This is a genomic window from Plebeiibacterium sediminum, assembly GCF_026013605.1.
Taxonomy (GTDB): domain Bacteria; phylum Bacteroidota; class Bacteroidia; order Bacteroidales; family Marinilabiliaceae; genus Saccharicrinis; species Saccharicrinis sediminus.
This window is the reverse complement of record NZ_JAPDPJ010000011.1, coordinates 77,091-89,239: the sequence shown is the minus strand read 5'-3', so window position 1 is coordinate 89,239 and position 12,149 is coordinate 77,091. Positions and strand designations below refer to the sequence as shown.

General features: G+C 28.6%; 10 protein-coding genes. All 10 read left to right on the top strand.

Annotated elements, in window-relative coordinates:
* Positions 1 to 449: 449 nt before the first annotated feature.
* Positions 450 to 1,232 carry a polysaccharide biosynthesis/export family protein gene (locus OM075_RS07225; RefSeq protein ID WP_301189817.1) on the top strand — a complete coding sequence of 261 codons (783 nt, stop codon included), beginning with the start codon at positions 450 to 452 and terminating at the stop codon, positions 1,230 to 1,232.
* A gap of 19 nt (positions 1,233 to 1,251) precedes the next feature.
* Positions 1,252 to 3,609 carry a GumC family protein gene (locus OM075_RS07220; RefSeq protein ID WP_301189816.1) on the top strand — a complete coding sequence of 786 codons (2,358 nt, stop codon included), beginning with the start codon at positions 1,252 to 1,254 and terminating at the stop codon, positions 3,607 to 3,609.
* A gap of 43 nt (positions 3,610 to 3,652) precedes the next feature.
* Complete coding sequence (locus tag OM075_RS07215; RefSeq protein WP_301189815.1) at positions 3,653 to 4,924, top strand: hypothetical protein; 1,272 nt, start codon at positions 3,653 to 3,655, stop codon at positions 4,922 to 4,924.
* Positions 4,917 to 6,299: an MATE family efflux transporter gene (locus tag OM075_RS07210; RefSeq protein ID WP_301189814.1), complete on the top strand. Its 1,383-nt coding sequence runs from the start codon at positions 4,917 to 4,919 to the stop codon at positions 6,297 to 6,299. Before OM075_RS07215 ends, OM075_RS07210 begins: the two co-directional genes overlap by 8 nt.
* Entirely contained in the window at positions 6,292 to 7,554 is a 1,263-nt protein-coding gene (locus OM075_RS07205; RefSeq protein ID WP_301189813.1) for a glycosyltransferase family 4 protein, read from the top strand. Before OM075_RS07210 ends, OM075_RS07205 begins: the two co-directional genes overlap by 8 nt.
* Positions 7,554 to 8,147 (top strand): acyltransferase, encoded by a 594-nt coding sequence (locus OM075_RS07200; protein WP_301189812.1) that lies wholly within the window; start codon positions 7,554 to 7,556, stop codon positions 8,145 to 8,147. The genes OM075_RS07205 and OM075_RS07200 overlap by 1 nt, the downstream gene beginning before the upstream one ends.
* Before the next feature lie 46 nt (positions 8,148 to 8,193).
* A complete protein-coding gene (locus OM075_RS07195; RefSeq protein ID WP_301189811.1) occupies positions 8,194 to 8,742 on the top strand; it encodes a serine O-acetyltransferase in 549 nt (182 codons plus the stop codon).
* A 71-nt stretch (positions 8,743 to 8,813) separates the two neighbouring features.
* On the top strand, positions 8,814 to 9,761 hold the full coding sequence (locus OM075_RS07190; RefSeq protein ID WP_301189810.1) for a glycosyltransferase family 2 protein: 948 nt from the start codon (positions 8,814 to 8,816) through the stop codon (positions 9,759 to 9,761).
* A gap of 76 nt (positions 9,762 to 9,837) precedes the next feature.
* Positions 9,838 to 11,031 (top strand): glycosyltransferase, encoded by a 1,194-nt coding sequence (locus tag OM075_RS07185; RefSeq protein ID WP_301189809.1) that lies wholly within the window; start codon positions 9,838 to 9,840, stop codon positions 11,029 to 11,031.
* 2 nt (positions 11,032 to 11,033) lie between these two features.
* Positions 11,034 to 12,125 (top strand): glycosyltransferase, encoded by a 1,092-nt coding sequence (locus OM075_RS07180; protein WP_301189808.1) that lies wholly within the window; start codon positions 11,034 to 11,036, stop codon positions 12,123 to 12,125.
* Positions 12,126 to 12,149: the final 24 nt, after the last annotated feature.

Below are 12,149 nucleotides of genomic sequence, written 5' to 3'. Positions count from 1 at the left end.
TGCTACTATTTTTTTATGTGAGCTATTGTTTTGATTATATGTATTTTATTGATATGGCATAATTAAAATAATTGACATAAAATAATTTTATCCTTATAAGTTTATATAATTGTTTTGGTGTTTGATTACTAAGAAATCTATCTATCTTCAATTGGTATAGTACTTTTAAATGATACCAATAGTAAGCTATTCCTTTTGTTTTATTTTGAAATTCAATATTCTTAATACTTAATAGTGAAATTGTTAACAATTAACTAAGAAGTTTCTTTTTATCGTAAAATAACTGGCATTCAACAAATAAAATTAAACATTAATCATTTAGTATTAGGACGAGAAATTAGGAATGTATAATTTAAAGAATGTTATATCCTAAGTATTTTCAATTACAATAAAATATGTGATTGAGTAGGCGAAGCTGTAAATAGTATTTATTAAAAATAAAGGGGCATATGAAAATTCTTTTGTTTTTCATTATTGTTGTATTGATGGGATCCTGCATTCCTCAACGTAAGTTAGAGTATTTACAATCTCCTGGAGCGATCAAAAGTTTTAAGATAACCGGATTAGATAATAATATTTATAAGAGTGCAGAAAAACATGTAATAAAAGCTAATGATGAATTATTAATTACTGTTTCTAGTTTTGATGATGTATCATTTAACTTTTTTAATGGACAAGGAAGTAATGCATCTATGCAGGCAAGTAATGAGCTGGCGTTAACTGCAAGAACGTATACCGTAGATGTTGATGGGTTTATTTATTTCCCTGTAATTGGGAAAGTTAAATTGGCAGGAGATACTCTTGATAAAGCTATGGAAAAAATGCGTACCATTTTGACTTCATACTTTGATCAACCTAATGTTAGAATTAAATTAGCTTTTAAAAAGATTTCTGTTTTAGGTGAAGTAAACTCTCCAGGCTATTATACATTTTCAAAAGATCAAATTACTTTATTGGAAGCAATTGCTATGGCGAATGATTTAACAATTCATGGAGATAGACGAGAGGTTTTGTTGATAAGGAATAATGAAAGTAATAAGGCATTAAAGTATGAGATTGATTTAACAGATGATAATATGGTATTTAATTATTGTTATTATTTACAATCAGGAGATATTATATATGTAAAACCAAGAAGTTCATCTAAGTGGTCAGTTATTTCTACACCTATATCATTAATATTTTCAACAATTACTACTGCTCTATTAGTATATAATGCAATCCAAAATTAATAATTAACACATTATCTATATGAAAAAGATCAGTACTCATGAAACATTAGATGTTAACTATTTTATACGGTTTGTTAAGAAGCATTGGCTTGTTATTGCTATGTGTTCAATTCTGTCTTTGGCCTTTGCTTACGTGATAAATAAATACAGTATTAAAGTTTATGAAGTATCCACCTCCATTGTTATTAATGAAGAAAGTGGAGGGTTAGCAGATGCATCCGCTCAGTTATTAAACGAATTTGGATTTATTTCAAATAATAAAAGTTTTGCTAATGAATTGTTGGCACTAAAATCAACTCCATTAATCAGTGAAACAATTGAAAAGCTTGATTTTCAAATTTCTTATTTTGAACATGAATTATTTTCTAAGCGTGAATTATATAAATCATCACCTTTTTTAATAATACTGGATAAAAATTATCAACAACCCATTAGTGCGACCTTTTATATTAAAATTATAGATAGTTCTACATGTGAGATCACTATGGATCATGAGGATGTTGGTATTTATAGTTTTGTTTCAGGAAATATTGTTCAAAGGGTACAGAAATTACATTTTAAAGAACATGTCGATTTTGATAAATATATTTATTCCGATTATATGAGGTTTAAAATCTTATTAAACTCAAGTGTTGATTTTGAAGATCTAAAAGATAAAAAGTACTCATTTCATATAAATACAAATGGGGCATTGGTAAGAAATTATAAACGTAAGTTGGTTGTGATACCTCCTGACTTAGAAGCTACAGTTGCTGAAATAAAATTAAAGACAGAAAATCCAGTAAAGGCTATAGATTTTTTGAATACTCTTACAGCTACATATGTAGATCGAGAGTTAGAAAGAAAGAGACATACTTCTGTGCGTACCATTGAGTACATTAATGATCAGTTAGAAATTATTGGTGATTCACTAGCAAGAGCGGAGCAAAATTTGCAATCTTTTAAAACCAGAAATGAAGTTACAGATATTTCAATGCAGTCAGGGCAATTTATTGAAGATATGAGGGAATTGGAAAGCCAAAAAGCAATTTTGAATGTAAATACAGAATATTATCAATATGTTAAGAATTACTTCAATCACAATAAAGAATTTAATGAATTAATTGCTCCTTCTGCAATGGGTATTAATGACCCTATGCTTAATAATTTAATTGATGAACTAATTAGGCTCAATAGTGAGCGTGTTAGTTTTATTGAGAATAATCAAGAGAAAAGTCCTTATTTGAAGAAAATAAATATTCGAATAGAAAATTTACGTAAAATGGTTTCTGAAAATATTTCATATTATGAAGAAACAAATGCTATTAAATTGGCAGATCTGAATTCCAGGATAGGAAGATTAAGTAGCGAAATTCGAAAGCTCCCAGCTACTCAAAGAACTTTAATAGGTATTGAAAGGAAATTTAATGTAAATGATGCGATATATACATATTTGCTAGAGAAAAGGGCCGAAGCAGAAATTGCCAAGGCATCATATCAGCCAGATACAGAGATTATAGAGCCCTCTGTTATTGCCGGAACTGGACCAATTTCTCCCAAAAAGACTTTAAATTATATGATAGCTCTTATATTGGGGATATTCATACCTGTTATTTTTATTCGGATAAAGGAATTAACACAAACAACCTATTCGTCAGTTCTTGAGGCCGAAAGTAGTATAGAATTACCTGTGTTGTGTAAGATCTCAACAAATAATAAGGGTTGTGAAAATGTTGTGGAAAGATATCCTCAAACACAAGTTTCTGAAAACTTCCGACATTTAAATGTTAGTTTGAAATATTTCTTTAAAGATAATAGTTGTAAAACTATATTGATAAGTTCTTCGGTAGGAGGTGAGGGAAAATCATTCATTGCCCTGAATAGTGCTATTACGTTTGCAAATTCTGGTTATAAAACAATATTGCTAGCATTTGATTTAAGAAAGAACCAATTTAGTAAGTACTTATCAGAATATACAGAACATAGAAAAAAAGCTGGACTAACAGAGTTTATTAGTCAGCAAGCTACACTCGATGAAGTAATTGGGCAAACCAAAACAAAAAACTTAGATGTTATTTTATCTGGAGAACTAGCTCCTAATCCCAGCGAATTAATTTCATCTGATCAAACAACCGTTATGTTTGAAAAGCTCAAAGAGAAATACGACTATATTATAGTTGATACATCGCCAATCGGATTAATTTCAGATGGATATCATCTAATAAATCATTGTGATCTGAGTATGATTATTTTAAGGATGAAAATATCGCCTAAATCCGAGTTTAAATCTTTACAACAGGATCTTATTAATAAAGGTATTAAGTCATGTGTGGTATTGAATGATATTACAAAACTAAAAAAGGATGGTTATGGTTATTATGATGACAGAAAGAATTGATAATAAGTGAACATTTTTTATTTGGTAGATTATTTAACTGCATATGTTAAAAACAAAATCAATTCCTGAAACTGTCGCATATTATTTTTATGTTTTATTAGCAATTGCTCCTATATATTCTATGTTAGTAGAAAAAGCAATTGGTAAAGGAATTGGTCCGGCTTTTCTTTTTCCAACACTTTTAACCTTTATTTTATTGTGGTATCAGAGAGGTGTACTTAGGGTTCCAAAATATGTATGGTTTTATGGATTATTTGTACTTTATACTATTGTTTCAGATTTTTATTTAGCGGGAATCCAACTCGATAATCAGTTTTTTAGAAAGCATCTTGGAATAGCAGGTTTTCTTGCATTTATTATAATAGAAAATGTAAATTTAGAGAAAAAACAATACAGCAATCTTATTAGGATAAGTTTTGGAATAATTGTGTTAGCTTTTTTTGTCCAGATTTTACAACAAGCTATTTCTCCTTCTTTTTTAGCAAAAACTTCAGAAAGCACTGATCTAAATAGTGGAATTGATGGAGTGAGATTAGAATCTATATATACTTGGGGTGAAAGGATAACATATTTTGGTTTGAGTTTTTTCCCAGTCTTAGCAGTGCTTGTAGATCTGGAATTTAAAAATTCAAGTAAGAATGCATATTTATTACTCTTTTATGGTTTTGTTTGTGCATTATTGAATAAATCAAGATTTATTCTATTGAATTTTTTTATGGTTTTGGTATTGATTCCCATGAATGTAAAAATTAATATGAAGACAGTGGCTAGACTATCTTTAATTGTTAGTTTAATTATTGGGGGATTTTTAGTTGCAGCTCCGGTAATTGGATTTGATACAGAAAAATTTGTAAATGAACGCTTATTAGAAAAAAACAGATCATTTCAAAGTTCAGGAGCAGGAACCAGATTGTTGGCAGTTAAAATATTTGATAAATTGTTTTATAAGAATAAGGTTTGGGGAAAAGGGAATTTACATAGTATTAGAATTAAAGGACAAAATGAAAGTAGAGATGTTGAATTAGTTAGAGCATTACATGGCAGATCCTCTCAAATACATGTTGGTTATCTTTCCTTGTTTTACTATTATGGATATGTAGGTGGTGGAATATATATGTTGTTTTTAATCTTACTAACTCTTAGCTTGTATAGAGATGCAAGGGAAACAAAAGTTTATGGAGGATTGTTGGGGTGGTCCATGTTTTTGATATCTAACCTCACTTTAGTGTTTTTTGATATTTTCAATATGGGAATTTTACTGGTTTTAATTTTTAATAAAGCAATTTTAAATAAGTTGGTGGACCTACATGAGTAATTGGGTACGTAAATTTAAAACTTGTAAATTAGTTAGTTCCATATATGAAGGACATGAGCGTTCTGTTATAGCAAAAAAGAACATTGTGGCCTCATTTGGAATTAAGGGATTAAGTATAATAAATGGATTTCTATTAGTAACAGTAACCCTTAATTATCTTGATCAAACGAGATATGGAATATGGTTAACTATTAGTTCATTATTTGTTTGGATTAGTTTCATGGATGTAGGCTTAGGTAAAGGCCTAAGAAACAAACTTACAGAAGCTATTTCAAATAAAGATTTTATTTTAGCAAGAAAATATATAAGTACATCATATGCCATTTTAGGAATTATTATTGGGTTGATGTGGGGTGTTTATATATTAGTTCATCCGTTTTTAGATTGGTATGCAATATTAAACACAGAAGAAGAAATTGTTGATAATTTATCATCGATAACATTAATTGTATTTTCGTCTTTTTTTATTCAATTTTTCTTACAGTTATTTACAAATGTATTATATGCCTTTCAAAGATCTGCTATAGCAATATCCTATGGGCCTGTTAGTAATTTTATTGTATTAATTATTATTTATATTCTGTCTCGTTTTGGATCTGGTACATTATTGAATTTAGCTTTGGTTCAATCTTTTGTTCCTCTATTAATTTTATTGATATCATCTATCTATTTTTTTCGAAATGACTATAAGAGTATTAGCCCTCAACTAAATTATATAGAATTCAAGTATATCAAGGAAATTTTATCATTAGGGATTAATTTTTTTTTAATATCCATTGGTCGCATAATTAGATATCAATCTGCAAATATATTAATTAGTCAGCTTTTTGGACCAGCTCAAGTGACTCCATATAGTATTGCATTTAAGTATTTTGGTGTGTTGAATATGGTTTTTAGTGTTATGTTAACGCCTATGTGGTCTGCTTTTACAGAAGCTTATGCTCTTAATGATATTTCATGGATTAAATCGTCAATTCGTAAATTAAATAAATGGATATTTTATGTTAGTTTTTTCGGTCTCTTCTTGTTGATTATATCAAATTATATCTATAAAATATGGGTTGGAGATTCAATTAGGATTACAATTGGTCTTTCTAGTTTGATGCTTGTTTATAATATTACATTATCGTATGGGGGAATATATTCTTCATTGGCTAATGGGATAGGTAAAGTGAAGTTACAAATGATTTTGTCAATCATTGGTTCTATAATATACATTCCTATGGTTCTGTTTTTTGTTAAATATTTACATTGGGGAATTGAAAGTATAATCTTATGTACAATACTCACTAATTGGTATGGACCTTTTATTGGACCATTTCATCTTAAAAAGGTTATTGATAAAAAAATAAAAGAAATTGCAGCTAATGGATAATATTAAAATTTTATGGTTTACTAATACACCCTCTTTAGCAGAGTCGCGATTAAATAATAAATTGCTTGGTGGTGGGTGGATTATGTCTTTGGAGAATGCGATCATTCAATATATAAAAAACGTAAGTATTATTGTCGTGTTTAACGGAGATAAAGATGATGAATTTGAAATCAATGGTTCAAAGTATTTTTCTGTAAAACCATTAGATACAAATATTATTAAAAAGAACTTTTTTGTAAAGAAGTACGAACGCAAGAATGATGAATATCAGTTAAGAAAATATCTTAAAATAATAGATCAGGTATCTCCTGATATAATTCATATACACGGTAGTGAAAAGAACTATGGATTGATTTCTAAATTTGTTGATATACCCGTAGTTATGTCTATTCAGGGATTACTTAGTGTATATCATTATAAATTTTTTAGTGGATTGAATATTGTTGATTATTCAAAAAGGAAAGTTCCACGCAGACTGTTAATGCAGCATCAGGGATATATAAGAAAAGCTGACCGGGAACTGAACATGATCAGAAATATTAATTATGTTTTTGGCAGAACTTTTTGGGATAGAGCAATCACTAAATTAATGAATCAAAAATCAAAGTATTATGAAATTAATAGAGTTATTCGATCTCATTTTTATAATTTATCATGGAAGGGAGTTAGAGATAATTCAAAACCTATTGTTTTGGTAACAACCATTCGTGATAATGTTTATAAAGGTTTCGAAACAGTTTATTCTGCAGCAAATATATTGAAAGAAAGTAATATTAATTTTATTTGGAAAATTGCAGGAACTTCTACAAATAGTTTCTTAATTAAGCTTTTTAATAAGGAATATTCTCAAGTTAAAGATAATGTTGAATTATTAGGTTCTTTAAATGAAACAGACTTGGCAGAGTTGTTGTGCGAGTCAGATATATATGTACAAGCTTCACATATTGAGAATAGCCCCAATGGACTGGCAGAAGCAATGTTAATTGGTATGCCATGCATAGCAACCTATGTTGGTGGAACAGGTAGTTATATTTCACAATATAGGGATGGAGTTTTAATTCAAGATGGAGATCCATGGATAATGGCAGCATCAGTAAATGAATTAATAAATAATGAAGAGTTGGCCTTTAGTTTGGGCCGTAATGCCAAGATAAGTGCTAAGCAACGACATAATCCTGAAAAGGTTGCAAACGATATTACTAATGCTTATAGAGATATAATTGATGATTTTAAAAGCAATAATGATTTATTTTAATGATGAATATATATCGGAAATATATAAATCTGTTACGTTATTATAAGGATGTTGCTTGTGATGGATTAATTACTAAATTGTTAGTGTTGCATTATCGTAGTTATGGAATTATTATTGGTAAAGGAGTTAAATTTTTTGGAATAGCAAGGTTTAGTATTAAAAACAAAGGAAGACTTCATATTGGAGATAATTGTCGATTTCGATCCCGATCAAATAGTAATCCAATAGGATTACATCATTCATGTATGATTTCAGTTTTAAATGATGAAGCAAGTATTTGGATTGGAGATAATTGTGGTTTTAGTGGTGTTTCAATAATTGCTGAAAAATGTATTGAGATTGGTGATAATTTTCTTTGTGGAGCTAATGTTACCATTGCTGATACTGATTTTCATAGAGGAGATTTCAGAAGCGGGCAACCAAAAAAAATTATTATCAAGGATAATGTGTGGTTGGGAATGAATTCATTAATACTAAAGGGAGTAACAATTGGTGAAAATTCATTGATAGGAGCTAATAGTGTTGTAACAAAAGACATTCCTCCAAATGTTATAGCTGCCGGTATACCATGTAAAGTATTAAAAAAGTTATAAATTATTTTCTTGACAAATCAATTATTTAAAATTAACTATTATATACATGTATGGATTTATTGATCTAATAAAGAGTGATTTGTACAGGTATCGTGGAGAATCTTCATTAAAGGCATTTTTAAAAACTTATATAGGCTATAGGTTATATAGACTTATGTTTTGGAATAGGTTTGCAAGTCTACTTAAAAGGAAAAGAATCTTTGTCTTTGCTTATATTACAAAAAAAATCTATCAAAATATTTGTCGTCGTAGTGGTGTTGAATTACCTCTTACAGTTAAGATTGGTTATGGTTGTAAGATAAATCATGGTTTTGGTTTGGTTGTTAATTCGCAAACTGTTATAGGTAATAATGTTACCCTAATACACAATCTGACTTTTAGTAAGGAAAAAGGAAAAGCACCTGTTATTGGTGATAAAGTAAGATTTTCTCCTGGAGCCATAATTGTAGGTGGTGTCATTATTGGAAATAATTCTGTTATTGGAGCTAATTGTGTTGTAACAAAGGATGTTCCAGAAAATGATATTGCAGTTGGCATACCTAACCGATGCTTAGGTCGAAAATATGTAGATCATGATGAAAGATATTATTGCTGACTCATTTTAATTAGTAGGTTCAATTAGTAATTGAATATTAGAACCTTGATAAGTAATAAAATACAATAATTATGGATAATGATAATTATACTTTTACCGTTTTTACTCCAGCATATAAATGCGAAAAAACCATACATCGTGTATTTGAGAGTTTAGAAAATCAAACATTTAAAGATTTTGAATGGATTATTGTAGATGATGCTTCGCCTGATAATTTTCAATCTGTATTAAAAAATCTTTTGGCGAGTTCAAATATTAATTTCAAAATACTGGTGCATGATGAAAATAAAGGCAAACATTTCGCATGGAATCTGGCCTTAAAGTATGCAAAAGGGAAGTTTTTTGTTCCTGCAGATGCAGATGACAGTTTTATTCCCGAAACATTAGAAATATTTCTAAGTTTTTGGAATCAAATACCAAAGAATCAGCAAAATGAGTTTAGTGGTGTAAATGTTTTATGTAAGGATCCATATACTAACAAAATAATAGGTAATAAATATCCAAATGCACCATTGGTGAGTAATAATCTTGAACTAGGTTATAGGTATAAAATCAATGGTGAAAAATGGGGTATGATTAGAACTGACATACTAAGAAAATATCCATTCCCGGAATTTAAATCTAACAGGGGAGCCTATGTGGAAAGTTATATTTGGTTTTCTATTGCAAATGCAGGATATAAAGTTATATGTCATAATATTGCTCTTAGGAATTACTATATGGATGATTCTAATTCTATCATACAAAAGGCAATTGTCAATCCTAAAAAAAGCTCGAAAACTATGTTCCATTACCTTTCATGGCATATAAATAATAACTTTATATATATGATCAGGACAGGGAACTATAAGCTGATTTTAAAGAATTTACTTAATCTATTTAGGAATGGGTGGTTGGAAAATAATTCTTCAATATCTATAATAAAGATATTAAAAGATAACAGGTTAAGATTAATTCTAATACCATTTGTACCATTCTTTTATATTGTTTATTTAATAACCTACTCTAAGTTTAAATAGTTGACGCATAAATAGATTATAATTTTAGATGTATGTGGGTATAATAGTGCTTGGTAATTATTGATTTTAAATAGATATGTCTAATAAAAAACGTAATATATATTCACTCGGTTTATGTGGATTTCCATATGGAACTGCCTCTGTCCAGAAATTAATGTTAATGGCAAGAGCTGTAGTAAGAGATGATATTTCTTTTACAGTAATTAGTCATACCTTTCTTAAGAAGAATGATTTAAATTATTTGCTTACTAAAAAAGGCGTGATGCATGGTGTTAATTATTTTACTACTTCACCATATGTGTTTTCTCCTAATAGTAGAATTTTAAAAATTTATGCTAAAGCATATGGTTTTATTAGAGAATTTGTTTGGATTGTTCTTCGAATCAGGAACGTAGATGCCATAATACTATACTCATACAAGTATTTATATGTTAAATTTTGGTCTCTCTTTTCAAGAATATTTAATATTCCTGTGTATTTGGTTTATTTTGAATTAAGATCATCTTTTACCATGTCTAAATCATATTTTGATAAAATTAATGATGAATGGCTGGATAAAAATTCTTTTAAACATTTTTCCGGAATTATTACAATAAGTCAGGAATTGATTAATCAGGTAAGAAAAAATTATCCGCAAAAGCCTTGTTTTATAATTCCTCCAATAGTTGATTTTGAGGCTTATGATAATGTTCCAATATTAACAAGTAACCATAGATGCTTTCTTTTTTGCGGATCTGTTGGATATACTGAGATAATTGATTTTATCATTGACTCATTCAAATTGATAGAACAAGAGGTCAAAGACGTCAAATTGCAACTCATTATAAATGGTAGTGTAGAAGAGATCGATGATTATCAAAAGAGAATTGCATCTGATAATATGGAAGATAGGATTATAATACAAACAGGATTAACAAATGAAGAGTTAATTCAGGCATATAAAAGTGCTTATGCATTATTAATTCCTCTAAGAAATACGAAGCAAGACATAGCTAGATTTCCTCAAAAAATAGCTGAATATTGTGCATCAAAAAGACCAATAATAACAACTCCTTTTGGGGAAATAATAAATTATCTAAATGATGATTCTGCTTTTTATTGTAAAGATTATGATACTACTTTATACAGTAACATGATGCTTTATGTATATAAAAATAATGATTTAGCAAATGTTGTTGGAGAAAATTCATATAAAGCAGGTAAAAAATATTTTGATTATAAATCCTATTCTGATTCATTGTCAGATTTTGTACTCAATAACAATAAATAAAAATGAGAGTTTTTATAATTACAGATAACCTAATGAAAGGAGGAAAGGAAAGACGGCTGATGGAACTTCTTAGGTATTTTGATAAAGAGAATAATATAAAAACTAAATTAGTTATCTTAAGAGATAGAATTGATTATCCGGAAGTATATGGTTTGCAGCATACGGAACTGGTTATTTTAAAAAGGAAAATTAAAAAAGATCCGTTTGTTTTTTTTCAAATTTTAAAAATTATTAAAGAGTTTAAACCTCAAATAATTCATAGTTGGGGATCAATGCCTTCTATTTATTCCTTTCTAATTGCACATTTTAAAAAAATTGCGTTTGTAAATGCAATGATAACCAATTCAAAATGTAAAAAATATGGATCAGAATGGTTAAGAGCTAAGATAACTTTCCCTTTTTCAAATATTGTATTATCAAATTCATATGCAGGTCTAAGGGCGTATAAAGCACCTTTAGATCGAGGTAAAGTAATTCATAATGGATTTAACTTTAGCCGGTTAGAAAATTTAAAAGATGCTAATGAAATACGTTCTAAATATTCAATAAAAACATCAATAGTTATTGGAATGGTTGCTGCATTTCATCCCAGAAAGGATTATTCTAATTTTTTGGAAGTAGCTAACGAAATTTGCAAAATAAATGAAGATGTTACATTTCTTGCAATTGGAGATGGGGAATCAAAAAAAGACTTTGAACAGAAGTATAAAGAAAATGATCGAATAGTTTTTACAGGAAATGTTAATAATGTAGAGTCTGTAATTAATGTTCTTGATATTGGAGTTTTATTAACCAATTCAAACAATCATCTTGAAGGCATATCAAATTCTTTAATTGAATATATGGCCTTGGGTAAAAGTGTGATAGCGACTAAAGGAGGAGGAACAGATGAATTAATCATAAATAATGAAAATGGATTGTTAATTGAACCAATGTCAAAAATAGCATTTAGTTCTGCATTGAAGAAGTTGATTGGATCTCATGAACTAAGAGTTTCAATTTCAAAAAAAGCACATCTTCAAATCAAAGAAAATTTCAGTATAGAAAGCATGGGGAATAAAACAATAGAACTTTATCAGGAATTGTTGCATTAGTATTTAGTTTTCAGTTAAAGATGT